22 protein-coding genes are annotated in these 26,555 nt (G+C 65.3%); 8 read left to right on the top strand and 14 right to left on the bottom strand.

Going from position 1 to position 26,555, the window contains the following annotated elements; all coding sequences use genetic code 11:
• Positions 1–159: 159 nt before the first annotated feature.
• Positions 160–636 carry a tyrosine-type recombinase/integrase gene (locus tag ACFO6V_RS08615; protein WP_377134248.1) on the bottom strand — a complete coding sequence of 159 codons (477 nt, stop codon included), beginning with the start codon at positions 634–636 and terminating at the stop codon, positions 160–162.
• Between the two features lie 215 nt (positions 637–851).
• On the opposite strand from ACFO6V_RS08615, the gene ACFO6V_RS08610 reads away from it, so the two are divergent.
• Positions 852–1,127 carry a hypothetical protein gene (locus ACFO6V_RS08610; protein ID WP_377134246.1) on the top strand — a complete coding sequence of 92 codons (276 nt, stop codon included), beginning with the start codon at positions 852–854 and terminating at the stop codon, positions 1,125–1,127.
• 2,144 nt (positions 1,128–3,271) lie between these two features.
• Positions 3,272–3,904 (top strand): hypothetical protein, encoded by a 633-nt coding sequence (locus ACFO6V_RS08605; RefSeq protein ID WP_377134244.1) that lies wholly within the window; start codon positions 3,272–3,274, stop codon positions 3,902–3,904.
• A 337-nt stretch (positions 3,905–4,241) separates the two neighbouring features.
• Here the strand turns inward: ACFO6V_RS08605 and ACFO6V_RS08600 are convergent, their stop codons facing one another.
• From ACFO6V_RS08600 to ACFO6V_RS08590, 3 genes are all read right to left on the bottom strand, one after another.
• Positions 4,242–7,508 carry an NACHT N-terminal Helical domain 1-containing protein gene (locus ACFO6V_RS08600; RefSeq protein ID WP_377134242.1) on the bottom strand — a complete coding sequence of 1,089 codons (3,267 nt, stop codon included), beginning with the start codon at positions 7,506–7,508 and terminating at the stop codon, positions 4,242–4,244.
• Positions 7,509–7,992: 484 nt separating this feature from the next.
• Complete coding sequence (locus ACFO6V_RS08595) at positions 7,993–8,547, bottom strand: GNAT family N-acetyltransferase (protein ID WP_377134240.1); 555 nt, start codon at positions 8,545–8,547, stop codon at positions 7,993–7,995.
• Positions 8,544–9,806: a helix-turn-helix transcriptional regulator gene (locus ACFO6V_RS08590; protein ID WP_377134238.1), complete on the bottom strand. Its 1,263-nt coding sequence runs from the start codon at positions 9,804–9,806 to the stop codon at positions 8,544–8,546. The genes ACFO6V_RS08595 and ACFO6V_RS08590 overlap by 4 nt, the downstream gene beginning before the upstream one ends.
• Positions 9,807–9,993: 187 nt before the next feature.
• Here ACFO6V_RS08590 and ACFO6V_RS08585 point away from each other — a divergent pair, with 187 nt between their 5' ends.
• Positions 9,994–10,281, top strand: a complete 288-nt coding sequence (locus tag ACFO6V_RS08585) for a hypothetical protein (protein ID WP_377134236.1) — start codon at positions 9,994–9,996, stop codon at positions 10,279–10,281.
• A complete protein-coding gene (locus tag ACFO6V_RS08580; protein ID WP_377134234.1) occupies positions 10,278–11,399 on the top strand; it encodes an HAD family hydrolase in 1,122 nt (373 codons plus the stop codon). The genes ACFO6V_RS08585 and ACFO6V_RS08580 overlap by 4 nt, the downstream gene beginning before the upstream one ends.
• Positions 11,400–11,644: 245 nt before the next feature.
• Here ACFO6V_RS08580 and ACFO6V_RS08575 read toward each other — a convergent pair whose 3' ends face one another.
• Positions 11,645–11,926, bottom strand: a complete 282-nt coding sequence (locus tag ACFO6V_RS08575) for a hypothetical protein (RefSeq protein ID WP_377134232.1) — start codon at positions 11,924–11,926, stop codon at positions 11,645–11,647.
• 129 nt (positions 11,927–12,055) lie between these two features.
• Here ACFO6V_RS08575 and ACFO6V_RS08570 point away from each other — a divergent pair, with 129 nt between their 5' ends.
• Both ACFO6V_RS08570 and ACFO6V_RS08565 read left to right on the top strand, forming a co-directional pair.
• The gene (locus ACFO6V_RS08570) at positions 12,056–12,682 is read left to right on the top strand and encodes a hypothetical protein (protein ID WP_377134229.1); all 627 of its coding nucleotides are present in this window, start codon (positions 12,056–12,058) and stop codon (positions 12,680–12,682) included.
• Positions 12,683–12,723: 41 nt separating this feature from the next.
• Complete coding sequence (locus ACFO6V_RS08565; protein WP_377134227.1) at positions 12,724–13,044, top strand: response regulator transcription factor; 321 nt, start codon at positions 12,724–12,726, stop codon at positions 13,042–13,044.
• Positions 13,045–13,072: 28 nt separating this feature from the next.
• Here ACFO6V_RS08565 and ACFO6V_RS08560 read toward each other — a convergent pair whose 3' ends face one another.
• From ACFO6V_RS08560 to ACFO6V_RS08545, 4 genes are all read right to left on the bottom strand, one after another.
• A complete protein-coding gene (locus tag ACFO6V_RS08560; RefSeq protein ID WP_377134225.1) occupies positions 13,073–13,936 on the bottom strand; it encodes a Dyp-type peroxidase in 864 nt (287 codons plus the stop codon).
• A gap of 275 nt (positions 13,937–14,211) precedes the next feature.
• A complete protein-coding gene (locus ACFO6V_RS08555; RefSeq protein WP_377134223.1) occupies positions 14,212–14,838 on the bottom strand; it encodes a hypothetical protein in 627 nt (208 codons plus the stop codon).
• A 568-nt stretch (positions 14,839–15,406) separates the two neighbouring features.
• Positions 15,407–19,018, bottom strand: a complete 3,612-nt coding sequence (gene mobF, locus ACFO6V_RS08550) for a MobF family relaxase (protein ID WP_377134221.1) — start codon at positions 19,016–19,018, stop codon at positions 15,407–15,409.
• A gap of 453 nt (positions 19,019–19,471) precedes the next feature.
• Positions 19,472–19,675, bottom strand: coding sequence for a helix-turn-helix transcriptional regulator (locus tag ACFO6V_RS08545; protein ID WP_108493932.1), 204 nt, complete (start codon positions 19,673–19,675; stop codon positions 19,472–19,474).
• Between the two features lie 93 nt (positions 19,676–19,768).
• On the opposite strand from ACFO6V_RS08545, the gene ACFO6V_RS08540 reads away from it, so the two are divergent.
• A complete protein-coding gene (locus ACFO6V_RS08540; RefSeq protein WP_377134219.1) occupies positions 19,769–20,350 on the top strand; it encodes a helix-turn-helix domain-containing protein in 582 nt (193 codons plus the stop codon).
• Positions 20,325–21,488, top strand: coding sequence for a site-specific integrase (locus ACFO6V_RS08535; RefSeq protein WP_377134217.1), 1,164 nt, complete (start codon positions 20,325–20,327; stop codon positions 21,486–21,488). The genes ACFO6V_RS08540 and ACFO6V_RS08535 overlap by 26 nt, the downstream gene beginning before the upstream one ends.
• Here the strand turns inward: ACFO6V_RS08535 and glnA are convergent.
• The 5 genes from glnA to ACFO6V_RS08510 all read right to left on the bottom strand — a co-directional run bounded on the left by glnA (position 21,485) and on the right by ACFO6V_RS08510 (position 26,529).
• On the bottom strand, positions 21,485–22,909 hold the full coding sequence (gene glnA / locus ACFO6V_RS08530) for a type I glutamate--ammonia ligase (protein ID WP_377134216.1): 1,425 nt from the start codon (positions 22,907–22,909) through the stop codon (positions 21,485–21,487). The two genes, ACFO6V_RS08535 and glnA, sit on opposite strands and share 4 nt — an antisense overlap.
• Positions 22,910–23,180: 271 nt before the next feature.
• Positions 23,181–23,924 (bottom strand): DUF4191 domain-containing protein, encoded by a 744-nt coding sequence (locus ACFO6V_RS08525; RefSeq protein WP_377134214.1) that lies wholly within the window; start codon positions 23,922–23,924, stop codon positions 23,181–23,183.
• A gap of 42 nt (positions 23,925–23,966) precedes the next feature.
• On the bottom strand, positions 23,967–24,968 hold the full coding sequence (lipA, locus tag ACFO6V_RS08520) for a lipoyl synthase (RefSeq protein ID WP_357511376.1): 1,002 nt from the start codon (positions 24,966–24,968) through the stop codon (positions 23,967–23,969).
• A gap of 91 nt (positions 24,969–25,059) precedes the next feature.
• Complete coding sequence (gene lipB / locus ACFO6V_RS08515) at positions 25,060–25,788, bottom strand: lipoyl(octanoyl) transferase LipB (RefSeq protein WP_377134210.1); 729 nt, start codon at positions 25,786–25,788, stop codon at positions 25,060–25,062.
• Positions 25,789–25,809: 21 nt separating this feature from the next.
• Positions 25,810–26,529: an HNH endonuclease family protein gene (locus ACFO6V_RS08510; RefSeq protein ID WP_377134208.1), complete on the bottom strand. Its 720-nt coding sequence runs from the start codon at positions 26,527–26,529 to the stop codon at positions 25,810–25,812.
• Between the last annotated feature and the right edge of the window lie 26 nt (positions 26,530–26,555).

Here is a 26,555-nt window from a genome sequence, read left to right as displayed (position 1 = left end):
AACGGCGACCGACACTGCACGACGTCGTGAGACGTAAGCGCAGGTCAGCCGCCGTTTCGGGGCATCTCAGCAGGTCACGGGGGACCGGCTGTCAGATGTCGTAGGTCAGATAGCGATTTGGCCGCTGACCTGGGCAGACGCGTCCTCAGCGGGCCCGAGTTACACGCGGGTTACACCAAGCAGAGAGTCGACGGCCTTTCGCGTGCGCTTGTCGCTGCCCGGCATGAGGTGCGTGTAGGTCCGCAGCGTGAAGCCGGGGTCCGAGTGGCCCAGGTACTCGGAGACGGCCTTGATGCTCTCGCCGTCGTGCAGGAGCGTGCTCGCGTACACGTGCCGCAGCATGTGGCAGCCGTTGTCTCGTTCATCGGGGACACCGGCCTTTTCCAGAGCCTTTTTCCAGATGAACGGGTTGAAGTAGTTTCGGTTGAGCGCTTTGCGTTCGCGCGACGTGATGATGAGGTTAACCGTCGTCGGTGGGCCGTCCGTATCCTTCCAGGGAAGTGTCACTGCTACGGCGGGATTCCGCTTGAGATGGTCCTTCAACTCTTTGCTCACCGTCGCGGGAAGAGGTACTTCGCGGGTCTTCTCAAATTTCGGAAGCGCGAACGCCTGGCGATTGCCATTGAAGAGCTTCACCTGTCGGTTGACCATTACGCGACCGCGTTCAAGGGCGCGCTCCGCGCGCCGGGCCGTCCGTCCGGCAGGGGCCCCGCGAGGCGGGGCCCCGCGCCCCGCTCGCTGACGCTCGCTCTGCGCACCCCCGCCACGCACCCCTGACGGCCTACCGGCCCTGGACACATCGAGGGCAGTTTCCCTGGTCCTCCGTCACCAGGCGACGGTACATTCCGCCAGTGATCATCGAGGACCAGGCTGTCGCAATCGCCTTCGGCATCGCCTCCATAGCTGCGGGCGTTGCGCTGAACGTCTGGAATCGGCCCATCGCGGGACACATGCTGAAGGCGCAGTTCAGAGACCCTGATGCACCGAAGAACCAGTGGTTCTATGCCTTCGCCAAGGTCATCGGCTGGTTCTTGATAGTCCACGGCATCGCAACCCCTTTGCTCGTCCTCACAGGCTTCCTCTCCGGCCCGGACGTGGTCGTTACGTGGCCACCCGACCAGCAGTAGAGATCTGGTCCCGCCTCAGTTGTCTGCCTCCGGCGGGCACCTGCTGGAGTCAAGAGGATAGGGGCGCTGCCCCTATCCTCCGTCGTCCTTTGGCTTGACCGGGACCCTGACACCGAACCCGCCGGCATGGCAACCGGCCCCGCCGACCAGGTGCACCCTGTACCGCAGGTGCATCGGAGCGGGACCGGTTGCCATGCCGGCAGAACCGACGTCCGAGACGGGGCCCGCGCCAAAGGACGACGGAGGACAGGGACACCGAGCCAGAAGCATGGTCGGGTTACAGACCCGCACGGCCGACCTGGGGAATTACACGAGAGTTACACAGGATGACGAGAAACGGCGGCTAACGCTGCACAACGTCGCAAGACGTAAGAGCAGGTCAGCCGCCGTTTCGGGGACATCACCAGGCCCTACAGGGCCACCGGATCAGATGTCGTAGTAGAGCTCGAAGTCGTACCTGGGCGACGGCCGGTGCTGGCCACGTTGGAATCGTTGGAATCTAGCGGTTTCTGCGTTGGCCAGCGCCGGTCAGTTCTGGCGGCTGTCGGACATCTTGTGGACTTTTCTTGGACTCGGCGACGACCCGACGCTGTGCCCGGCCACGCAGCGGAAGGTGCCGAGGAGCCCGTGGCCTTGTGATGCCGGATCCTTCGTCGTGCCGACCTAGGCTTCGGCGGAGTCGAGGATCGCGGCAAGACTGGGCCACCGCAAATCCACCGAGGCGACCAAACTGAGTCGCAGTTCGACAGACCGGCCAGCCGCTACCATCGGCCCCTCTTGAACTTGTAGCTACGGCGACCGCGAAGAGTAAATGCCAGTTAGTCAGGGCGATGGCAGCCCTACGCCCGATTAGCACCCTGCGTGGGCTCCTCCGGTATCAGTGTGAGTTCCTGTCCGCGCACGAAGCTCCCCACAATAATCTCGGAACTCGGGTGATAGTACCGCTGCTCGAATACTTTTCCGATACCCGACAGCTCGTGGCGCGCAAAAATCTGAACACGAATCGAGGCGTTTGATTGATCTCTGAGAAGGGCGCGGATGTCGGAACTTATTCGCAGGCGATACGCGTTGTCGTGATCCTTGTTTGAGCGGTCGCGGCGAGGAAACATGAGTGGCGCGTTCCCACAATGGAGTGGCACTCGTCGGTTAATGTTGCCACCCTTCGCCCGGACCAACGTCATTAGATCAACCTGAAATCGTAAGTCTGTGGCCGCTCGCCGACTCCGGTTCACGACCTTGATTCGAAAGATGGGCGAATCAGAACTCGATTTTGGATCTTCTGCAATTTCTGACGATATAACGAGCCTCGGCCTGATTCGGCTAAGTGCAAGTATCCAAAGAACAGATGCCGCGATACTCGACAAGACGCCCAATGCGATCGTCTCTACGATTCCCACTATCCACCCTCTTCTAGTCGCTCCAGAACCGCCGACTTGCCTTGCCCTGTTCTACGTGCCAGTAAGAACCGGTGGTCCGTAGGCAATTTGATCGTCAGGTAGTTCCGGGCTCGACATAAGCACCATCCAGGAACGCCTCGACCTCGGCCGCTTCGGCTCTGAAACTGAGGCCCAATCTCATTCGAGCGTTGCGGACCATCGCGCCTGCTATTCCATCGCTTGCCAGGCATGATCCCAGCAGCTGGACCTCGTGTCTCGGGTGAAACTGCCTCACGACAGGGTGAACTGCTTGACGAAGACACCCTGCGGACCGAGAAGATGCGAAGTGACCCGTTGGATCACGCGAGCGTGCTTAGCGGTTCGATCGAACTGCTAGTCCGCATGCTCAGCGGTAGTTCGTGAATCGCAGCCCAGGCATATGGCACGGGTTGGCACCGGCGACAACGGCCGAGAGCGTTGGGATTCCAACGCTCCCGGCCGTTGGTCACGTTGAGGCCGGATGGGCCCGTGCGGACCTCTTGCGGACTATCTGCGGACCGGCACCGGACCGGGATCTGCGAGCGCGCAAGCACCGGTCGTGCGTCTCGGCGATCTGCCTCGTGTCGGCAGAGTCATGAGGTTCAGCCCACCTCAGTCGTACCGGTCCACCAGACACCGTCTCCACTAGCGTGTGCGCAAGGTCGGCCCGGGAGGGTGCCGACTCTTCAGGTCTCGCAAGATTGGCATTCCACGAGAGGGAGACAGTCCATGCGGTTCGAGGCACTGACCGGGTTGGCAGGCTGGGCTTCACAGTGGGCGGAGTTCTTGGGCGCAATCGGCACTCTCCTGGCCGTCCTGGTGGCTCTGTACTTTGGGATCGGCGAGTCGTGGCGCGTGCGGAATGAGTCGGCCCAGGAGCAAGACCGGCTGCGGGAAGAACGGGATGCTGCGCGGGCTGAGGCAACAGCACGTGAGACGCGCGACCGGCGGGCGCAAGCAATGCAGGTGGTTGGGTGGGTTGACCGAGTCGAAGTTGTCCAGGTGGAGCTCAACCGCTATCACGTCACTGTTGGCGATCAGGGAGCCGCATTAGCACTGCACGGCTTCTTGGCGAACTACTCGTCCGCGGGAGTCTTCGATGTCACGTACCAGGTCCACGATCGCGGAACCGGTGACGTCCTTGCAGAGAGACATCTGAGGCATCTACCTCCTAACACCGAGCCCATACGAGTGGATGTGGTGGAGCCGGACCATGAGGCTGATGTTGTCGCCTCTGTCAGGTTCCGCGACGCGCAGGGCCGACGCTGGCGCTGGCAACGAATCCAGGAGGGGCACCTCGACGAGGGGCGTCTCGAGCGCCTTGACGATCGCTGGCAGCCGATGCCGGATCTGGCCGACTAGTTGAAGGGCTCGATGCCTCCGGCGGGCACCGCGGGAATCGATCGAGGAGACGCGGCGCAGCTGGTCCTCCGCGCCGGGAGGGTGGCCGGGGCCAGATCTGCAGACTGAACGCGGGCGGTCATAGTCCCGGTTCGGCCTGTCTGTCGCGCCGGTCGCGTAGCTCAGCCGTTCGCGTCTGTGCCGACCCAAGTATTGAAGCGGACCAAGGGCTCGTTCGCGTGTCGGTGGGCGCACGTCATCATGCGCAGCACCTCGCGGGTGGTGGGGTGGCGACGTGTCTGCTGCGCACAGCGCCGCCAATGAGGCTTCCGGCACCATCGCTCAATCCATAGGTGTACTAGGAAAGGTAGATCTTGTGTCCGCGCTCTCGCGCGGAGTCGATGCCGCGCACGTCGGAACTACGCGAAGCCAAGAAGATCATTTTCTGAGGCAGATCCAAAAGCGGTGCCAAATCGAGACCCTTCGGGCAGCCGCGAACATCGATCAGACGCAGTTCGGAAAGATGCGAGAGGGGCGACAAATCGGTAACGAGGGTTCCATCGAGGCGAATATCGAAAAGTTTGGTAAGACCTTGCAGAGATCCGATATCGGACACTGGACAGCCACTTAGGCCGAGGTGTCTGAGACGCGAAGCGAGTGCCAAGTTAACCGTATCGAGCTCCTTACTCGTGATGCTGAAGTTGGTAAGTTGCGGGAGGACTGTTTCGAGTGCCGCGACACCTCCGGAAGGCAGTGCTCCAAGGGAAATGCTGTCAAGGTTGGGCAGGCTCATAATCAGCGCCGTTGGATCTGTGGTGTGGCCGAAAAGCCCCAGAGTCGTAAGTCGCTGAAGTTCGCGGATCGGCGTGAGGTCAACAGAACCAGCACCTCTGAGATAGAGCCTCTGCATCATTTCTATTTTTGCTATAGGGCACAAGTCCGCTGGCTCATCCCGCAACTGGAGCCCGAGGCTCAATAACTTCAGCTGCGCCAACACCTCCAGCGAGTTTTGCGCACCTTCACCCCATATATTTAGTTCCGCGATTTCGCCATGCTGGTGTAGCGGCGCCAGATCAACGGGCTTATTAGAGATGCACCACAGCCGGGTTAGGTGATTTCCGCCATCCAAGAATGACAGGTCCTCGATGTTGTGATCGAGCTGGACCTCCAAAGCCGAGAGATTGCGCAGAACGTGGGACCAACGAACATGCTGGGCCCGTCCAACCATGGCCTCGCCTTCATCAAGAGGTGCGCCAGCGAGGACATCCTTCGCATATACCTCTGGGGCGAAGTAACGCCACGCATCGACAAGCGCGCGCTGCACGCGCGGCCGCGAATCGGTGGCGTAGCTGGCCAGCAGTTGCAGGGCATCGGGTCCATTAATTAACGCTGCAGTTTCCACGCAGGCCGCAGCGCTTGCATCGGACAACTCTTCGAGGCGGGCCGGCAACTTGCGCAGCACACCGGCACCCGAACGGGCCAGGGATCGGGTTTCCCGGCTGCTGCGGGGTGGGACTATCGCGTCGAGTGCGGCATCGATCCTTGCGTTGACCTCGGGGTCTACTTTTTCGGCGGTCTCTCGGCACGCGGCGGCTAGAAGCCGCAGGGCCCGCGTGTTACGGCGATCTGTCTTGGCGTCCGCGCGATCGAGCAGGCCGGTGAGAAGTTGAGTGCATTGCTTGCGTGCGGCGTGCCCTGCCGCCATCACCACCGTCTCACGCCACTGATCGAGGTGTGCGTGGCCGACCAGAATGCCGATGTCGTCTTCGTCGACGGCCTCGCGGGCAGCTAGATACTCTTGAAACGAGCGGTGCACAAAGTCGACTCGATTCTCTGCGGGAGCCTGGATGATCCCGCTGCGCTCGATTAGAAACTCGACGGCGGCGTCGGCCTCAACGCTGGTGTCGAGCAACTGTTCCAGTGTGCGAGCGGCACGGTGGGCCACGTCGATGCGTGAGGCCTCTACCCGACCGTTGCGAGTCAGCCACCAGGCAAGGTCACGCAGGATAGCGAGCTTAGCCTTCAGCGGCAGAGCTAAGGTGTGCTGCACGCCGCGTTCGGTGTCGCGTCGCTCGGTCAGCATGGTTACTGCCACCTCGTAAAGCGCCATCCGGTCCTGAGGCAACTGCATGTGGCGGCTTAAGTTCACGGCACACAGTAGAGCGCACATAAGCGGAGTAGTTGCCAGCGACCGCAGGTGCGGTGCTGAGTCGAGCTGCCGCAGCATCGCTGCTTCGTAGCTGTCGACCTCGTCGACGGCGCACGGGGCAGCAGAAGGGTTGGCCTGGGCAGCATCGCGGATGGCCGTGTGCCACCGGCGGACGAACTCTGCGACCTCGCTGGAACCCATCCGTTCCAGAAGTACGGGCCCGAAGCCTAGATCCCGTAGCCACGTCTTGCGCACCGCGGGTGGCCGAGTCGTAACGACAATCGGCAGTTCGGGATAGTCGTCCACCAGATCTTCGAGCCAGCGACGAACCCGGAGCCGTTGGGCTGGCGCCACCTCATCGACGCCATCGACCAGCAGAAGTGCATTGTCGCCGAGCTGACGATGCACCCAGCCTTGGGGCATCAACCCCGCATCGGCGTCGGCGACACCGTGAAGAAAACGATCCGGGGCGGGCAAACCACCATCTGCATGCTCGCGTAACCGGATCAGGAATGGCACCCGCCCGTTCCACGCCGCGAGTGGACCGGTGAAGGTGCCTCGCGCGCTGTGCACGCCGAGCCACTGCAACAATGTGGTCTTGCCAAGTCCCGCGTCACCAAGCAGAAGCGTGCGTCGATGTTCAGCTAGTGCGTCTTCGGCTCGGACGCCGCCGCGCTCGCGCTGGTCAGTTCGATCGGCGAACCAGTCGTCGTCGCCGCGTCGAAGATCTCGCGCTCCGTCGGAAGTGACGGTGAGGCTTAGATAGGCCACGGACACGCGCGTGCGCGGACTGTGCTGAGGATCGACACCCAACAGACGCAAGTGGTCGAGGCGCCGGCTAACCGTTGTCAGGTATCGGTCGCGGAACGCCACATCCAGCTCGGTACCTACCGGGGCCATCAGGCTCGTCCGTGGCAACCGGTGCAGCACCTCGCCGATGTCTTCTGCCAGGCGGGCAAGCCGCGCCAGCTGTTCGCTGCTCGCCCGCGGGGCAAATTCCGGCAGCTGCTGGGAGATGTGCACCAAGGCCAAGCAGCACTGGTCCAAGACCTGGTCGTACAGGCTGGCGGCGCCCTCGCTGAGGGCGCTACGCCGGGTGGCGTCTGGCATGCGGGCACGGATCGTCGATGCGAGCTTGCGAGGGTCGACATCGGCAGCAAACAGGGCATCGTCGCTGAGGTCCGCAACCATGAGAGTGTCGGTCACGGTTGTGAGTGCAGCCGCCCGTTCCTCTTGTGGAACATCGCGGAATTCCTGTTCGTAGAGCGGGGTCAGCCGGTCTGCGACTTGGTCGACAATGTCCTCAAGTTGGCGACCGAGCTTGCGCCGGGTGAGTACATCGGAAATCGAAACTGTGAGCATGTCGGTCAACTCCGCGTCGCGTTCGCGCTGCTCTCTGCGCAGGCCCAGCCACCGACTGACAACATGCTTGACGACTTCGCTGCCTACACGAAGTCCTTGCTCCTGAAGGCCCACGCGCACCCCTCGGTCGTCTGTTAGGGACCTACGATAGGACGTTCCACTGCGTATTACCGCAAATCGCGGTGATACAGGTGTGGCTACCGACTCGTTCACCACGCAGGTGGCTACGTTTCGGCTGTGCCCGTCCAGACCCCATGTGCCAGGCCCGGTTGCTCGCCGCCCGCCGCCTTCAAGACCCCGGACCAAGACCCGTTTCAGAGTGATCGGCCGGGTAGCTTGCGCCAGCAGATCAAGGCGCAGGCCAAGTGGAGCAGGCCGAGGTGGAGATCGGCCTGGACCCCGTAGCGGGCACACAGACGTTTTGAACTGGTGGGGCCATCGGCTGGCCGTGGTGCCGCTACAGACGCGGCGTCGGCGCCAGGAGCAGCGGCACGACCTGCTCCCAAAGCCCGTCAGGGACCAAATCCTCGATCGCGAGTCGGCAGCCTGCACTGCAGACCGGACATAGCGGATACTCCGATCATTCTGAAAGGAGGTCTTAGTCGACGGGCGCTGGTTCGTGGATGGTGCGGAGCATGGCGGTCAGGACGGGCCCGTCCGATGCTGGCTGTTGTGTGCTGATCTCGTAGTAGCCCCACCGTTCGTACAGCGCTTTCACCTTGCCGTTCCCGGCCAGCGGGTTGACCAGGAGGGAGACCTGCTCCTCGGAGCGGCTGCCAAGGAGTTCGTCGTGGATGCGCCGTGCGGTTCCAGTCCCCCGCCACGGCACCTTGAGCATGATCTCTTTGAGGGCCACAGTGGACCGCTCGGTGCAGCCCTCGGGCAGGGGCGTGGTCATCCGTTGCCACCAGCGGTCGTCGGGCTGGAGGGTGTTGACGTAGGCGTATCCCACTGGTTCGTCTCCGTCGAACCCGATGACGGTCTCCCAACCGGGTTCGGCGCCGTGCCGAGCGAGCCGTTCCCCGTACCGCTCCACCGAGTAGTGAGGCTCGTGGAGCTGGTCGGCGCGCACTTCGGCGTAGATCTCGATCAGGGTGCTCCAGACACCGTCGAGGTCGGTGGCGTGGCGCAGCTCGATGCCGTCACTGATCACTGTGGGTTCCTTCGGCCGTCGTGGATGTACTGGTCCCAGCTGCGGGTGTGCGGGCTGGAGCCCGCGGTGAGGTGCAGGGCGTTGCCGAAGTCGTGCAGCATGCCGGTCACGCGGGGGTGCTGACCGGTGGGGTCGGCCGGGATAGACATGGCAGTGACTACGGCCGGTTCCAGATCGCCCTGGCCGAGCTGGGCGCGGGCGAGGCGGGCGGTTGTGATGGCACGGGTGCGTCGCATCTCCGGGCGAAGGAGCGCCAGGCTTCGGTGCGCGCGGGCTTCGGCGCCCTCGTAGTCACCCAGGGCTAGGTGCGCGGCCACGGCGAGATTCTCCAGTTCCGCCTGGTCGTAGAACGCGGTGATCCATACCGGCCGCTGTTCATCCGGGTCGGCCTGCAGCAGAGCGTTCTGGGCGTGCCCCACAGCCTGGCGGACTGCTCCGGCGTCGCCCGTCAAGCCATGGATGGCCGCGTGCCGCGCATGACCGAGAGAAGCGAACAGCGGGTCACGGCGCGCGATGGGTAGACGGCGCGCGACGTCGTTCGCGGCCAGCGCGTCGACGGGCCTGGCCATGTGTCGGTACAGGCTGCCGGCGTGGGACCAGATACGGAACTGGATGGTCGAGTCCCCGGAGAAGGCCGCGAGGCTGGCCGCTCGATCGAAGTGACGTTGCGCCGTATCGAACCGGCGACCGTCGATCGCGGCCCACATCGCGCTCGAGGTGAAGGACGCGGCACAGCCGTACAGGGCGGACCGCACCCGCTGGCTCGCCGTGCCCCGCGCCTGGAGCGCGAGGGCTTCCCCGGCCAGTGCGGCGGCCTGAACCTCGATGGTGAGCTTTCCGCCATACCGGTGGTCATCGGCGATCACGAGCGCGAACTTCGCCAACAGCCGCTCCACGTCGCCGAGACCGACGCGCTGTCGAGGACCTAAGGACGGGACAGCGACCGTTGGGCGGATCGTTCTGACCGTGTCGCTGACCGGGCGACGCACCCCACCCTGCGGTGGCGCCGTCGGGGTGCGGTCTCCTTGGGTCGTGAAGCCCAGCTCCGTCACGGGGCAGTTGAACAGCGCCTCCAGAGCGGCGCGCTGGCGATGGTGGGGCCATCGAGTTTTTCCGGTCAGCCAGTTGCGGACCGTCCGGTCGCTGACGGTGCCTTCGTATCCGGCCGCGCGCAGGTCGGCGTTCACGGCTTCAGCCAGTTCTGCCTGGGTGAAGCCCGATTCCGCCATGCGCGTCTTGAGGATCTGGTTGCCTCCCACTCGTTCACGGTAGCCACACGACGGCATCGAGAAGAAGCGATCGCCCCGGAAATTTCCGGTTGCCGCCGATGAATGCCCCGGCGCTTTTTCCTCACGCGTTCACGGTTACGGGTATTTCACTGGATCCCAGCCCTCCCCGGCTACCGAGTCACCGTTCCACCACCCCCCTACACACAAGGGCAAGCCCATGACCACGACCCGCTTGGCCGACCAGCTCACGTTCGCCATGGACGTCGCCGCCGAGGCGATCCGCGCCGTGGGACCGGAACACATCGAAATCGTCACGTTGACCCGAGGCCGCATCTGCGTGCAGCCCGTGGACCTGAACGAGGGCGAGCAGATCGCACGCACCCTGGGGTGCGATCTTCCGCTCGATCACCGGATGTTCGTGCCCGGGCACACCCTCTGGACGGGTGTGGTCGAGGGCCTGGAGGTCCAGGTCCGGTCGGTCCTTCGCCAGGTGGCGGTCCGATGAGTGCCACGACCACCACGTGCACCCGCACGCTCGTCGCCCTCGACATCGACGGGACCCTGGTCGACGACGGCAACAAGATCCCCTCCGGCACCATCCCGGCGCTCGACCTGGCACGGTCTGCCGGGCATCAGATCGTGCTTGCCACCGGTCGCTCATTGATCGGGCTGGTGCCAATCGCTATCCGACTGGGGCTAACCGACGGTTGGGGTGTGTGCTCCAACGGCGCCCTGACCGTGCGCCTGGACCCGTCTGCACCGTCGGGGTACGAGGTCGTTGCCGCTCGCACGTTCGACCCGGAACCGGTGATCCGCCGTGCCATGGAGATGGCTCCGGAAGTGCGGGTCGCCGTAGAGGAGGTCGGGTGGGGCTGGCGCACGAATCATCCGTTCGCGCCGGGAGAGCTCAACGGCCAGCAGAAGCTCGTCCCGCTGGGCGACCTGGTGGCTCGGCCCGCCACCAGGATCGTCATCGTGGCGCCCGAGATCCGCCGGGTCACCGATGCGCTGCACGCCACAGGGGTCACGGTCACGCCGACGGGTCCGGACTGGCTCGATATCGCAGCACGGGACGTGAACAAGGCGGTCGCGCTCGACGATGTGCGCCGACGCCTGAAGATCCCGGTCGAGCGCACCATAGCTGTCGGGGACGGGATCAACGATCTGAGCATGCTGGCCTGGGCCGGACGCTCTGTCGCGATGGGATACGCACCCGCAATCGTGCGCAGCGCCGCTGATGAGACCACCGGCACTATCGACCAGGCCGGGGCCTTGTCGGTACTGCGTTCTCTGGTCCCGGAAATCGACGGTTCGTTGTCGTCACTGGCCGCGCAGATCGCCACCGCAGAGGCCAGCGCGCCAAGCCCAGTGGTCCTGCGCGTGTGGCACGGCACCGGACCGAACCTGTCCCGGTGCGAGGCATGGACCCTCCAGAACGGCCACTGGATCAAGCACTCGCCGATCCCGTCCGGCGTCGGGACCACCATGCGCGCCATCGAGGCCGCCGCACTGGAGGCAGATCTGCCCTACCCCCGCGGGGATGAAGGCCGCCGCCGCGCCCAATGGCGCAGCGTCACTGGTGATGGTCCGGCCGGGTTCGAACTCCCCCTGAGCGGCCTTTAGCCATTCCTATTGATCTTGCGGCTGGCCGGCGCCCCAGCCCCCTTCATCACTACCCAGCCGCAAACCGCTTCTGGCGGGCATGTACAGCACTACCTGCAAGAGGAGGAGGTACATGACCAACCCGACCCACGCTGCGCGCAACTGTGGACGCGGTACCGGCTCTCGTCAGCCAACCGCCTCAGGGAGCCCGGGTGTGCGATCACTGATCGCCCGGGCTGCCGAGCAGACTCCAGCAATGGGCGGCGCTAGTCACGCCATGACGGTGGTACTGGCTCGCTCTCGGGTAGAACGTCGTACTCTCCGGCCGCGTAGCGAAGCCGCTGCCCAAGATCGTCCAACGCCTGCCGGACATTACGCTCGATGTCTTCATCCTGGTAACCCGCGTCGATGACCAGACGCTGGCCCAAAGCGATCACTGCGTCGGCTGAGACCTCGCCCGTGGAAATCCTGCCCTGCAACACGGCAAGCACCCCGATCAGTGCTGCCAGATCAGCAGGATCTACTCCTCTGGCTGAACTTCTGTCCATCTTCCGATGATACGGGAGGGGCCCTGTGCTTCTCCAGCACAACCGCAAACGCAGCGTAGAGCACCTCTGTCGGCACGCCCGGACGTCCGCGCGGCGAGAGCCCGGACTTCACCCGCACTTTCGTTGCCCATGGCATTTGTGGACCAGGAAGATACTGATATGGCAGGTCACGTTCGCCTGACGCCCGGTAGCGACATCGCTGCCGTTGCATGTATGCCGGCGAATAGACAGGTCACAGTCGGCCGATTGCGCCGTGCGTTCGTGGCGACGGTGGCGCTCGCGTGCAGCGCCTGCGCGGCGGGGGATGCGGAGCCCGAGCAACCTCCCACGACGGCCGTCACGACTACTGCCGGCGATCTCACAATCACTGTCGAAGCAACCGCCAGTGAGACCCGAGGCGAAGTCTGCGCGACTGTCACCATCGCCCGATCGCAAGAGGTTCTCGCGATCGATGAAGAGTGCGGGTCGACCGCAGTGCCGCCACCTCTCGTGGGCGGCTACTCAATCTCGGATCTACAGGCAGAAGAGGTCGCGTACAGCTGGGGACTGCTCCGCGACGATGCGCAGCTCTCAGAGACGTCACAGGGCTTAACCACAGAAACCGCAGCCATCAGTCTGAGCGGTGTGCCCGACTGCTGCCTCGTCTATGTAGCCGCCATGTCGGGTGACTCGGATAATCGGAAACAAGCGTTTATAAAGATCACCTCGCCGGACGGAAACGAAAGCGAACTGGTCGAACTTGGGCCTTCTCAATAGCAGGGTGCGGCTAGGCGCGACAGACGAAGCTAGGGGGGCTCATGGGGGCCGCGCAGGACGGCGAGAGTTCAAGTCAGGTTTCTGTCACCGATCTTTCGGCACCATGTTGCTGCAGTTCCAGACACTTCACTGTGAGGGAGGTCGATGTAATCGCGAAACTGGCCCTAGGGCATACAAATGCCAATATTGCGGCGGCGCTTAATCTGAGCAGCACTACCGTGTCTCATCATATCGAGCGGATGCTCACAAAGTCGGGGGCGGCCAGTCGGACGGAACTAGTTGCACGGTCCATCGTGTGGGGGATCGTGCGGAAAGACGTTTGGCCACCTGCTCCGACGGGACGGCTGTGCGTCCCCTGGTAGACCGATTGGCGCCTGTGCCTGCGCACCGCTACTGGTCCCATGGGCGGTCAGGGAAAAAGTAAAGACCACCATCGATATCATGCACATACCTCGCCACAGGGTCGCTGCTCAATGCAAGCTCAGCGAGCTTTACAAGCGAATTTGGCCTGCCGGCATACGCGATGAAGAGCATTCCCGCGTCGATCCCGCCATTTGGAATGGGGCCATAGGTATAGGAATATGGCCGCCTCAGGATCCTGGTTGCGGCTGACGACATAAGCGCCACGTGGGAATCGTGTACACCCTTGAGGGGAACGCCTGTAGCCTTCGAGCGGCCGATTATCTGCTCCTGGCGGCTGAGGCTTTCAGTGTCCCAGCGCTCAACCGCGAGGCGCAGTTGACGGAAGATCATGAACGTCCCGCCAAGGCTACCGCTAGCCGGTCGATCGAATTCCATTCGTAGATCATGATCCGGAGGAGTGATTGCACCTCCGGCAGCGTCAGTGATGCCATCGTGAAAACCGAATGTATTGCGCGGCGCGGGGCCCGCTTGGCGTGAATCAACGGATCCAAAGTGGGTAAATCTCGGCTCTGCTCTACCAATACTCAATGCGGTGAGGGTCCGGACGATTTCCCATGCAGATCGGAAATCGTTGCTGCAGACCTGCACAAAGAGATCACCCGCTGCCTGATCCCGTGCCGACACTTCCACCTCTCGAAACCTTGAATTCGTCTGGGGGTAGAGGATGGTGCTGACATTTTCACCGTAACCCACAGAAATGCTTGCATTTTCGGCAATCACATCTGTCAATATCGTCTCCGTGACGGTGTCGATAGCGGCGGTTGGAGTGTCGCCTTCAATGAAATTCAAGAACTGCTGCCAAATCGACATGAGTCGATGAAGAGAATCCATGTCTTTTGGGTCGATCAGCCTATACTCGACGATTGCGGTATGGCTTTGTCGTGGGGCCTTGAATGATGCAAGGGCGTTGGTTGCGCTTGTAAGCCTCGGAGGGGCAGGTGCCGGGAGGGCAGCGTTCGAGCTCGAATTGGCCCTTGTGATCCCTGAGGCGATTGCGGCCCCGCCGACGGACCCGGTTGCGAAGGCGGCGAGTAGGTGTCGACGGGTTACCGCGTTCTTTGGTGCCGCAAGGGTGCCTTCCGGCACCACGGAATCAGGCATGACAGTCACTGCCTTCGCGCCGGTAAGGTTGCGGTATTGTGAACGATTTCCGCATACTCTGCCTCGTAGGAGCCGAAAAACTCGATCGTGACTCGGCAATCGGACAGGCGACCTTCAAGGTTATTGTTTTTCTGATGAAACTCCTCGAGCTTTCCGGCGTTGTCCCATTCGGCAACAACATCAAACGAGTCGCCGATAGGACAACCGCTCAAAGTGTTGTCACCTTCCGAGTCGGTGCACCACTCCACGACAAATTCACCTTCGACGCGGGCCGAAGCCAGCTCTCTGCTGGTGAAGAATGTGACCCCCGTGTTACTTCGGGCAACGGCGAAGAACGTAATGCCTTCTCTGTACGCGCCGCCCTCCGGCACTGGGCCCCTAAGGTGAGCCGTAACCTCCCCGGTGCGGTCCCTTTTCTCGGCCGAGAGCACCAGACCGTATCCGTTCACCACACCGGGGACGTTTCGATCCTTGATCTCGGCAGATACGGAAGTCCACTCGTGGGTTTCTGGCTTCTCTGACTCTTTTACCGCGCTAGTCGGCTCGGCTCCCCCGCAGCCGACTAGCGCGACAAGGCCAAGAGCGGCGAGGAGAACGTGTCGGCTCCTCACCCACCCCTGTCGACTCCTCACCCATGCCTCCAGTGGGAGTCAGAGCTTGAACCGTCGTTGTAGCCCGCAACTGCGTTGACTGAGAACACCGCGTTAGCGGTGCGGTAGTAGTACGTCGGGGTCGACTTGCCCGAGCCGGTCCAGTTCCCGCCATGCTCGGAGAGGATGACCCTGGGTTCGAAGGTGTAGAAGTCGCACTGCCAGTATTTTGATGGGCCGGCCCAACCCGCGTAGGTGCATTTGTAGGTCTTGGACCACGCGGTGACGTCGTACCCGAGGGGCGCGGCTACGGCGCTTCCAGGTTCGTAGTACGGGGTCACATCAGCTGTGGCGCTCTGATAACCCCCACCGCCGATCAAGGACGCGATCAGGAGGGTGATGACCCCCATAGTCCGGCGACGCCGGCTTCTCGTTCGCATGCTGGTTCCCATCGATCGTTCGAAGGTGCGGAACACTTCATAGAGTCCGCGCTGTTGGCTCTCGGGGCTAGGGCCGAACTGCCCGTTTTACCCGGGCAGAAGGACCGCTGCGGCTTCTGATCCGCCCAGGCCAGTAGCTGCACTGGCATCTGGTCGGTGACGGCGTCTCGTCAGACCGTGGGCCCCTCGATCTGAGGGCGCCGGGGGCCGGACCAATCCCTTTGACCGGCATGAATCAGGTACCGCAACCGGCCGTGGATACGGTGTGCGTCGGCGCGCTGGGCCGGGGTGGTGGGCGGTTCACCTAAGAGGCTGTCTCCTGTCACGCCGTAGAGGTCGCGGTAAGCAGCGACGGCATGGACAGCGTTCTGCCATTCGTGTTCGGTAGTGCCCAGCGGGCGTTGGGGGAGATGCCTAGTCCAGGGCTCGCGGTCGTGCAGGGCCTGGGTCGCGCGGGTGCGGGCTTGGCGCTCGATGAGGTCGGCGCGCCGGTCCAGGGCTTCGCAAACGTCAGGCGGGAACTCCCCCTGGGCTTGTGGAACCAGCCCGGCGACCCGGTTGCGTCCGTTGGCTGTGCGGGTGGCAGCGTGGGTGAGCCGGTCGTGCAGGACGGCGGCGATGTCGTCGGCGTCGTACAGGCTCCGGGCGGCGGCGATCCGGGGTAGGAGGCGGTAGACGTCGTGGCCGTCTGCTTCGGCTCGGCGTAGTTCGGCGCACAATGGCCCGAACGCGTCGGACTCCACGACTTGGGCGATGTCGCGTCGGGTGAAGCCTTCCACGGCCAGGGTGTGCGCGACGAGTTGGGTCCAGCGTGGTCGCTGGGCGTGGGTGGCGATGGTGTCGTACTCGGCGGCGAGCTGTGCGATGGAACCCCAGCGGTGTTCCTTGTCGTGCCGGGTCTGGTGTGCGGAGGGTTCGGCGCCGACCCGGGGCAGGATGCCCGCCAGGGCGGCGCGGGCCGCGTCGAGTTCTGGCAGGTCGGGGTCGATGTTCGCGCCGATGGCGTGTTCGTGGTTGTGGTTCCGGTCGGGCTGGTCGACGGGCACGAACACGGTGTTCGTCACGCGGCCTCGGGTCAGCGCCACGTACAGGTTCTCCCGGCTCATGCTCGGGCTCGCGACCGTGTATGCGGTGTCGACGGTGAGGCCTTGGGCGCGGTGTGCGGTGATCGCGTAGCCGAGGTCGACGTGCTCGGCCACGTAGGCGGCGGGCAGGTGGACCGTCGGACCGCTGAGTTGCTGGCGGTCGGCGTTGCGGGCATCGGTGTGCGCATCCGGGTCGATGCGCTGAGCAGTAACCGACCCGTCGGGGTGGACGGTGGTGAGCTGCCACCGGTCGCCGTTGCGCACCCATCCGGCGCGTCTGTAACGCAGGGTGCGGTCGTTGCGGCGGGTCAGAATCAGGTCTCCGGCCGAGGCGCGGGTCTGCCCGGCCAGGCGGACCGTGTGGCCGTCGGAGACGCGTCCGGTCAGGACGCGTTCGGCGCGGGCTCGGCGGTTGAGGTCGTTCATCGTGGCGGTGTCCGGGACGACCAGCACCGACGACAACCCCGTCTCGGTGTCGGCCTTCCACGCCCTGTACGCGGCGTCGGTTATGTCCTCGGTGATGCCCGCCTGGATGCGTCCGTGCTCCTGGTAGGTGGTCAGGATGTCGGTGTCGCCGTCGCGCAGGCGGAGTGTGGCGCGCTTCTCCCAGTCGGCGTGGAAGCGGTGCACCTCGGTCAAGGTCGGGACGTCGCCAGTAGTGCGGGCCCGCTCGCCGGCCAAGAGAGTCAGGGCGCCGCCGGTCTCCACGGCGGGGAGCTGAGCGGGGTCGCCGACCAGGAGCACCTTGGCGCCGGCCTCGACGGCCGCGCGCGTGAGGCGGTCCAGGGTGTGCGTCCCGGCCAGGGAAGCCTCGTCCACGATGACCAGTTGCCCCGGCTCGAATCGGGCGCGGCCGTGGTGGTGGCGGGTGAGCCACATGGCGGTGTTCTCGCACGCGATCCCGAGCTCGGTGCCCAGGACGTCGGCAGCGGCGGCGGAGGGTGCTAGACCGACGACTGTCCCGGGTCCGTGCTGGCCTTCCCATAGGGTGCGCAGCGCGCGCAGGGTGGTGGTCTTCCCGGTCCCAGCGGGACCCACCAACAGGTCCAGGCGACGCCCTGAACTGGCCACCGTGGCTATCGCGTCAGCCTGCGACGCGTCCAGCGCACCGTCCCGCACACCGTGGCTCAGGATGGCCCGCAGCCGCTCGCCGCCTAGGCGTGGTGCGGTGCGGTCGCCCATGAGTCCAAGGAGGCGTTTCTCGGCGTTCAGGACGGCTTGGGAGGTGAACACGACCGAGTGCTTGGGCCGCAGCGTGCTGGACCCATCCGCACGCCGCATTGCCAGGGGTGTTGGTGCCAGCTCGGGTGGGGTCAGGGTGACCGAGCCGCCCTCCGCCTGGGCGACGATCCGGGTCACGACCTGGACGCGGTCGTGGTGGGTAGCCATGCGCCAGTGCATGGTCTGGCGTTCGGCTTCGGCCCACAGGTTCCAGTGCTTCCAGGTGGCCCTCTTGTCCCCCACCACGCTCAGCACCACCGAGGCCGCCATGTCCACCACGTCCTGGGGGACATCGGCGGCCGTGAACACCTGGCCCGGTTCGGCCAGGGCAGCGGACAACAGTCCCTGCGCCCACGCGGTCGGGTCCTGGCCCAGGATGCGTCCGGCCCGCTCCCGCCACTGCACAGTCAGGTCGGCCAGAGACTCGATCGTCTTGGGCGGGCGGGTCTCCAAGGTGGCCTGTTCCCGCAGCCGGTTGATCGTGCCCGGCGACGGGGTGCGCCCGTGCTTATCGCGGTACTCGTCGATGAGCTCGTCGGCGCAGTGCTCGATCTCGGCCGACCGGTTGGAGAACTCCTCGATCAGCTCGTCACTGACACCGACGATCTCCATCCGCGGGTTGCGGTCCTTGCCTCGGACACGTCGTTCCCACTTCAAACCCAGGGCGCCGGTCAGTCGGTCGGCCAGGACGGCGTTGTAATGCTCGCTGAACGCTACGTTCGCGTTGAACAACGCCCGCGAGTCCAGCGTGCGCCACTTGCCATCGACCACGGCCCGGACCTTATTCGCGATCACCAGATGCGTGTGCAGCTGCGGGTCGTGCGCACGCGAGTCCCAGTGGTCGTACGCGGTGGCGATCACCCCGGTGACGTCGGCCTGCATGATCGACCCGTTCCCGGTGTCGGTCCCCATTCGGGTGGCGGCGATGTAGTTCTCGATGAACTTGATCGTCTCGGCCATCGCGGCCCGGTGCGCGCCCAGGATGATCGCCTGCGTGTTCCGATCCGAGAGGCCCCACAGGACCGAGACCGACTTCGCGGGCGAGAACGTCAGATCGAACCCAGCGACCGCTGTCCGCCTCCCCGCCAGCGTCTCGTCCCGCACGATGTCATCAACGGCGGCTTGCCGGTCCGCGGGGCTCAGTGCCGGGTCCAGGGCAGCGGCACGGTTCTCGATCCGCTCACGCAACGGAACGATCTTCGGATACGCCCGCCCCAACGGCTCGGTCGTGACCGGGTCCCGGCCCGCCTCCAGGAGGCGCTGGAGCTGGGTGGTGGTCACGCGGTCCCCCGGAACGAGGACACCCCCACCGAGGTCCGCGACGCCGCTTCCGAGCCAGTACCCGGGCGGGGTGCCCACGGCCGTGTAGTACGCAGTGACCGGGTCCAGGCCGAGGCCGTCACCGAGGCTGGGGAAATCGCAGTCGGCGTTGGCCACGGAACCGGTCAGGTACTCCGTGCCGTTGCCGACGCTCATCGGAACGATGCTCACCGCCACCAGCGCTCACCGCCCTTGGGGTGTGCGAGCGAGGTGTGCGGGCCGTCCGCCAACGGCGCCGAAACGCACCAACGCCAACGGTGCCGTCGCTCCTCAACTGCCTGAGGTGTGCTGGATTTTGGGGAGGTGAGGGGATGGGAGGAGGAGGTGGGAGTGGGGTTGGGGAAGGGGTGGGAGGGGGTGATGGGGGTGGAGGTGGGCGGGGTGGAGAGGGGGATGGTTGGGAAGGTTGGGGAGGTGTGGATGGGGAAGGGCGGGCGGGATGAGTCGCGGGGGTGGGACCCCCGCCCCAGCGGGGGTACGGCCCGCCCCGTGGTCACGGGGCGCAGCGCCGAGACCGGCCGACGCGAGCCAGTGGCGTTGCCACCAACGACAACGGGGCCCGGACACCGAAGTGTCCGAGCCCCGTTCATCCGCCTACCCCGAGAGGAGTCAGGCCATCGTGTGCTTGGCACCGGCCGCCTCCTGCGCCGCGAGCCAGGCCATCACCTTCGAGCGCCGGTAGACCACCCGGCGCGGGCCGAGTCGGAACGAGTCCGGCCCTTTCCCGATGTACCGCCACCACCGCAGTGTGTTCTCCGGCACGCCCAGCAGGTCAGAGACCTCCCGGGTGCGCAGCAACGGATCAGACTCCACGCCGACCACTCTCCTCGGTTTTCAGATGCTTGGAGATTAATTTCATCACGGTTTCTGGTGGCAGTCAATCAGAATCGCCGATACCGTTGGAGTGTGTCAGTAGACGAACGAGACATCCACATCGGCAAGAACCTCACCAGCCGGCGAGGCGTCCGCAGCCAGGAAGCGCTAGCCCGCGCCATGCGCAACCGAGGCTGGAAGTGGTCCCAGGCCACCGCCTCAGCCATCGAGAAAGGAGAACGACCACTCAAACTCGCCGAAGCGATCGACCTTGCCGACGAGCTACACGTCCGTCTCGAAGACCTCATCCAGGAACCCGAACAGGCAGCCGCAACCCGCGAGGTCGGCTACCGAACCCGCCAGGTCGGGTTCCACGCCTCCACCGCTCTCAAGATGCTGGTCGAGTTCGAGCGCGAACGACGAGCACTCCTGGCCGCCATCGAGGAAGCGACGAAGATCCCCGGCTGGGAGCACCCCCAAGCCGCAGTAGAAGCCCTGGATCAGCACACCCTCGACAAGCTGATCGATATGGCCAGATTCTTCCTCGACAGCGAGCAGCTCACACCGCTCAACCTCGAATCCCTAACACCCGAGGAACTGGCCCGAGTCATTACCCGAGACGACCTGGAACCTACGGAAGGAGATCCCGATGGCATCGGTCACCAAGCGTCCTAGTGGAACGTGGCGAGCGGTCTTTACATGCGAAGGCTGCGAGCGGCACAAGGGCGTTTCCAAGCAGCACACAACCCACCATGACCGGAAGAAGGACGGCGAGGACTGGATCGACGAGCAGAAGACAGCGCTCCGGACGGGCAAGTGGACGGATCCGAAGAACGCGCGAATGACGGTCGGCCAGTGGTGCGACCGCTGGCTCGAAGGCTACGCGGTCAAGAAGCCGTCGACGGTCAGGCAGGCGCGCACGCATGTCGCGAAGATCAAGGAGACCTTCGGCGGGCGCAAGCTGCGGAATTTGAAGCCCTCGGACGTGAAGGCGTGGACCGGCGCGCTGGCGGATGGCGGTGCTGAGGCGTCCTACGTGTATGCGCTCCACGCACGGCTCTCGCAGATCCTTACCGACGCCGTCTTGGACGGCATCTTGGCGATCAACCCGTGCTCGCGGCGCACTGCTCCGCCGTCAGGCAAGCAGCGGGCGTTCATCGCGACCACGGACCAGATGTGGGCGCTGCACGACGCGATGCCTGAGCACTTGCGGCCCGCGATCCTCTTGGGCGCGTTCGCCGGTCTGCGGGTTGCCGAGGTATGCGGTCTCCGTGTCGCGGATGTTGACTTCCTACGGGCGATCATCAACCCGGCCGTCCAGTACCCGGCCGAGGACTTGAAGACGGACGAGTCCAAGACGCCCATCCCGGTAGCGCGCGAACTCATCGAGGTGCTGTCGGCCTCGATGGTCGGGCGACCGGCGTCAGCATGGATGATCACCGACGAAGCGGGGGAGCAGGTCGGCCCCTGGCAGATCCAGCGAGCGGTGCGCGCTGCTCGGCTGGCCGCGTCGTACAAGGACGCCGAGGGGGAGGAGGTGGAGGGTCTGCCGGACGAGTTCCGGTTCCACGACCTGAGGCACTACTACGCCTCGCTGCTCATCTCCGAGGGCTCGGACGTGAAGGTGGTCCAGGCGCGCCTCCGGCACGCAAGCGCGAAGACGACGCTGGACACGTATGCGCACCTGTGGCCGGACACAGAAGAGTCCACGCGGACCGCCACCGGGAAGGTGCTCGCGGCTCGCGTGGACTCTTCATGGACTAAGGGGTCAAAGAAGGCCCCGAAAGCCCGGAATCTAGCCGATCAGGCTTAGATGTCGTAGTAGAGCTCGAACTCGTGCGGGTGCGGCCGCAGGCGGATCGGGTCGATCTCGTTCTCGCGCTTGTACGCGATCCAGGTCTCGATCAGGTCCTCGGTGAACACGTCACCGGCGGTCAGGTACTCGTGGTCGGCCTCGAGCGCGTCGAGCACGCCGTTGAGCGACGTCGGGACCTGAGCGATCTGCGCGTGCTCCTCCGGGGGCAGCTCGTACAGGTCCTTGTCGACCGGTGCGGGCGGCTCGATGCGGTTCTTGATGCCGTCCAGGCCGGCCATCAGCATCGCCGAGAACGCCAGGTACGGGTTCGACGACGGGTCCGGCGCGCGGAACTCGATGCGCTTCGCCTTCGGGGAGGTACCCGTGATCGGGATACGGATCGAGGCGGAACGGTTACGAGCCGAGTAGACGAGGTTCACGGGAGCCTCGAAGCCCGGGACCAGGCGGTGGTACGAGTTCACCGACGGGTTCGTGAAGGCGAGCAGCGACGGCGCGTGCTTGAGCAGGCCACCGATGTACCAGCGAGCCAGGTCGGACAGGCCGCCGTAGCCCTTCTCGTCGTAGAACAGCGGCTCGCCGTTCTTCCAGAGCGACTGGTGCGAGTGCATGCCCGAGCCGTTGTCACCGAAGACCGGCTTCGGCATGAACGTGGCCGACTTGCCGGCCTCGAACGCGACGTTCTTGATGACGTACTTGAACTTCATCAGGTCGTCGGCGGCGTGCAGCAGCGAGTTGAACTTGTAGTTGATCTCCTGCTGGCCGGCGGTGCCCACCTCGTGGTGCGCGCGCTCGACGGAGAGACCGACCTGGCCGAGGACCTTGACCATGTCGTCGCGCAGGTCGGCGAAACGGTCGCTCGGCGACGTGGGGAAGTAGCCACCCTTGTAGCGGGTCTTGTACCCGAGGTTGCCACCCTCCTCCTCGCGGCCGGTGTTCCACGCGGCCTCGACGGAGTCGATGGAGTAGAAGCTCTCGTTCGCGGACGTCTTGAAGCGCACGTCGTCGAACACGTAGAACTCGGCCTCGGCACCGAAGAAGACGGTGTCGGCGATGCCGGTCGACTTGAGGTAGGCCTCGGCCTTGGCCGCGATGTTGCGCGGGTCGCGAGCGTAGGCGTCACCCGTGAACGGGTCCACGATCGAGAAGTTCACGATCAGGGTCTTGGCCTTGCGGAACGGGTCGATGAACGCCGTCGTGATGTCCGGCACGAGCTTCATGTCGGACTCGTGGATCGCCTGGAATCCGCGGATGGACGAGCCGTCGAACATGAGGCCCTCGCTGAAGGCGTCCTCGTCGAACTGCTCGACCGGGATGTTGAAGTGCTGCGTGATGCCCGGCAGGTCGATAAACCGGACGTCGACGAACTCCACCCCCTCGTTGCGGGTGAAGGCGATCGCCTCCTCGGCGTTCTTGAACATCTGCGCTCCTTGCTCGCTCGATAAGTTCAGGGGGAGTCCGTCGGACCTTGCCGGACGAGCAGGGCGGGGTCGCACACGGATCGCCATGAACCTATGGGCAGGTGGTTTCTCTCGGGTTAATGATTGTTGCCGGGATGTTTCTCGGGCCTCTCGGCCGTGTGACCCCGGGAAGATGTGCTGGTCGAGGGTCCGGCAGCGGTCCTCAGCGTGCCAGAAGTCACATGACCGGGCCCGGCGGCGTCCGTCCATCGGACAGCCGCGGAGTGGCCGGTCAGCGGCCGCGCATGCCCTTGCGGTCGGGGCGGGCGCGGGTCGGGTCGATGCCCTTCGGGATCGGCAGCTTCATGCCGCCGATGGCCTTGAGGCGCTTGCTGATCTCGGCGACCTCGGCCCTGGTCAGGGTCGACTTGAGCTTGGTGACGGCGCGCGCGAGCTTGGTGAGCGGCACCTGTCCCTCGCCGTCGCCGCACTGGATCAGCGTCACCGGGACGTTCGAGAGGATGCGGCTGACCCGCTTGCGCTCCTGCTCGAGCAGGCGCCCTACGCGGTGCGGCGGCCCCTCGGAGACGAGCACGATGCCGGCCTTGCCGACGCCCCGGAACACGAAGTCCTGGTTGCGTGCGTCGACCGCGACGGGCTCGTCCTCGAAGGTCCAGCCGCCACGGACCGTGCCGAGCGCCGCACGCGCGGCGCCGGGCTGGCCGGCGATCTGCGTGTAGGCCGCCTTCTCGGCGCTGCGCGACAGCACGAACATCGCAGCGAGCACACCGAACGGCACGCCGATGACCAGCGCGTAGACCCACGGCCCCGAGAGGACGCCGATGAGCAGCGCTACCGCTACGACCCCGACGAACGCGGCGAGCATCCACCAGGTGACCAGCGGGTTCTGCTTGCGGGTCATCTTGTAGACGTCCCACAGCTGGTGATACCAGCGGCGCTTCTTGGGCTTCTTCTGCTTGGAGGCAGACGCTGCTACGTCGTCGCGCGCGTCGCCCCCGGACGAGTTTCGGGCCATGGTCGTCAATTCTAGTGCGCTGCGGGTGGTCGGGTTGCCGGGTCAGCGGGCCAGCAGGCTCGCCGCCTCCTGGCGGGAGGTGGTCGGCTGTGCGAGGTGCGCGAGCGCCTCGGGGATGGCGCGGCCGTGCTTGGTCATCGCCTGGCCCCAGAGCCGGCCCGCGCGGTACGACGAACGCACCAACGGCCCTGCCATGACGCCGAGGAAGCCGATCTTCTCGGCCGTCTCGGACAGCTCCACGAACTCCTCGGGCCGCACCCAGCGGTCCACCGGGTGGTGGCGCAGCGAGGGCCGGAGGTACTGCGTGATCGTGATGATGTCGCAACCGGCGTCGCGCAGGTCCTGGAGCGCCTGCTTGACCTCTTCGATGGTCTCGCCCATGCCGAGGATCAGGTTCGACTTGGTGACGAGGCCTGCGTCGCGGGCCCGGGTGATCACCGAGAGCGACCGCTCGTAGGTGAACGCCGGGCGGATCTGCTTGAAGATGCGCGGCACGGTCTCGACGTTGTGCGCGAGCACCTCGGGGCGGGACTCGTTGACGGCGTCGAGCAGCTCGGGGATGGCGTTGAAGTCCGGGATCAGCAGCTCGACGCCGGTGCCGGGGTTCAGCGCGTGGATCTGGCGCACGGTCTCCGCGTAGAGCCAGGCGCCGCCGTCGGCCAGGTCGTCGCGTGCGACGCCCGTGACAGTCGAGTACTTCAGGCCCATGGTCCGCACGGACTCGGCGACGCGACGCGGCTCGTCCTTGTCGAAGTCGGCGGGCTTGCCGGTGTCGATCTGGCAGAAGTCGCAGCGGCGGGTGCACTGGTCACCGCCGATGAGGAAGGTGGCCTCGCGGTCCTCCCAGCACTCGAAGATGTTGGGACAGCCTGCCTCTTCGCAGACCGTGTGCAGGCCCTCGCCCTTGACGAGAGATTTCATGTCGCGGTACTCGGGACCCATCACCGCCCTGGTCTTGATCCACTCGGGCTTCTTCTCGATGGGCGTAGCCGAGTTGCGCGCTTCGATGCGCAACATGCGTCGGCCTTCAGGTGCGATGGTCACGCAGGTCCCTCCCAGGTCAGCGGGTCCGCCCAGCCTAAGCCTCGGCCGCCCGCGCTCGCGCGGTCGTCCCGGGGCCTGGCAGTGGCGTTCGTCACGCGGTGGCGACGCCGGCCGCGACCGGCACCGGTACCGACACCGGGGACACCGCGGCGCCCGGCGTCTCCTGGCGGGCCAGCAGCGGCGCGAGACGTTCGACCAGGGCCGCCTCCAGCAACGGTCGGACGTCGTCGACGGTGACGCGCCGGCCGAGCTCAGCGGTCAATGAGGTGACGTCGGCGTCCTCCGCGGGGATGCCGCAGGGCACTATGTGGTCGAACGCGGTGAGGTCGGCGTCGCAGTTCAGGGCGAGCCCGTGCATGGTGACGCCCTTGGCCACGCGCGCGCCGATGGCGCAGACCTTCCGCTCCAGCCGCGGTGTCTCGACGTCGGGGGAGTCCGCGGCGACCCACACGCCCGAGCGGCCCTCGACCCGGATGGTCTCGAGGCCGAACGTGGCGCAGACGTCCATCACCGCCTGCTCGAGGGTGCGGACGTACTCGACGACGTCGAACGGCTTGGCCAGCTTGATGATCGGGTAGGCCACGATCTGGCCCGGCCCGTGCCACGTGATCTTGCCGCCGCGGTCCACCTTGATGACCTCGGTGCCGTCGGTCGGGTACTCGGCGCGGTTCGTCCGGGCGCCCGCCGTGTAGACGGAGGCGTGCTCGAGGAGGAAGACCGTGTCGGCCCGTTCCTCGGCGCGGACGGACTCGTGCGTGCTGCGCTGCAGGTCCCAGCCCTCGTGGTACTCGACGTGCCCGGTGAGGTGACGGATGTCCATGCCCGCCACCCTACGTCCGGATCAGGGGGTCGGGAGCGGGAGCGGCTCCGCCGGGCAGCTGGTCAGGACGTCCTCCATGGCGTCGTGCTCGGCCGGCGTGACCCACAGCCCGTACTCGGTCTTGACCGCGATCTGCCGGGCGACGTACTCGCAGCGGTAGGCCTGGTTGTCGGGCAGCCACTCGGACGCGTCCTTCGCACCCTTGCCCATGTTCGCGGGGCCGTCGGAGGCCACGAGGTTGAGCGGGTCGTTCGCGATCGCGACGCGCTTCTCCTTGTCCCAGTCCGCCGCTCCGGTCGTCCAGGCGTTCATCAGGGCCACCACGTGGTCGATCTGCACGTCGCCCGAGTTCTCGCCGCGCTCGAAGGCGATGGTCTCGCCCGTGTACGGGTCGTTGAGCGTCCCGGACGCGACCTCGCACGCGTCGCCGGTGGAGAACTTGATGTCCTCGAGGTCGCGCTGGAGCATGTCGTTGCGGGTGTCGCAGCCGTTGTCGTCGGTGTCCTGCCACGCGCTGCCGAAGTCGGCCTCGCGGTCGTAGCCGTCCTTCGTGGCGGCTTCCCGCACCGTGAGCGAGTCGAGCGCCGAGAGGGCCGAGCCCTCGGCGCCCTCGGCGGGGGCCACGTCGTCACCAAGGGACTTGATGATGAAGTTCCCGGCCAGCACGAGTGCCGCCACCGCGATGAGTACGAGCTGCAGGGTCTTGCGGGCCTGGCTGGACTTCTTGGCTGTGGCGGACACAAGCCCCTCATTCTTTCGGCAGGTGT

The sequence above is a fragment of the Promicromonospora alba genome (assembly GCF_042654905.1).
Classification (GTDB): domain Bacteria; phylum Actinomycetota; class Actinomycetes; order Actinomycetales; family Cellulomonadaceae; genus Promicromonospora; species Promicromonospora alba.
Note: the sequence above shows the minus strand (reverse complement) of the source record. Positions and strands in the feature narration are given on the sequence as shown.

Bases quoted from the DNA above. Each gene is read 5' to 3' on its own strand.
- lipB (WP_377134210.1), bottom strand. From the start codon at position 25,788: ATGGACATCCGTCACCTCACCGGGCACGTCGAGTACCACGAGGGCTGG.
- ACFO6V_RS08535 (WP_377134217.1), top strand. From the start codon at position 20,325: ATGGCATCGGTCACCAAGCGTCCTAGTGGAACGTGGCGAGCGGTCTTT.
- ACFO6V_RS08585 (WP_377134236.1), top strand. From the start codon at position 9,994: ATGACCACGACCCGCTTGGCCGACCAGCTCACGTTCGCCATGGACGTC.
- ACFO6V_RS08570 (WP_377134229.1), top strand. From the start codon at position 12,056: ATGGCATTTGTGGACCAGGAAGATACTGATATGGCAGGTCACGTTCGC.
- ACFO6V_RS08565 (WP_377134227.1), top strand. From the start codon at position 12,724: ATGGGGGCCGCGCAGGACGGCGAGAGTTCAAGTCAGGTTTCTGTCACC.
- mobF (WP_377134221.1), bottom strand. From the start codon at position 19,018: ATGAGCGTCGGCAACGGCACGGAGTACCTGACCGGTTCCGTGGCCAAC.
- ACFO6V_RS08605 (WP_377134244.1), top strand. From the start codon at position 3,272: ATGCGGTTCGAGGCACTGACCGGGTTGGCAGGCTGGGCTTCACAGTGG.
- ACFO6V_RS08575 (WP_377134232.1), bottom strand. From the start codon at position 11,926: ATGGACAGAAGTTCAGCCAGAGGAGTAGATCCTGCTGATCTGGCAGCA.
- ACFO6V_RS08560 (WP_377134225.1), bottom strand. From the start codon at position 13,936: ATGGATTCTCTTCATCGACTCATGTCGATTTGGCAGCAGTTCTTGAAT.
- ACFO6V_RS08580 (WP_377134234.1), top strand. From the start codon at position 10,278: ATGAGTGCCACGACCACCACGTGCACCCGCACGCTCGTCGCCCTCGAC.
- ACFO6V_RS08525 (WP_377134214.1), bottom strand. From the start codon at position 23,924: ATGGCCCGAAACTCGTCCGGGGGCGACGCGCGCGACGACGTAGCAGCG.
- glnA (WP_377134216.1), bottom strand. From the start codon at position 22,909: ATGTTCAAGAACGCCGAGGAGGCGATCGCCTTCACCCGCAACGAGGGG.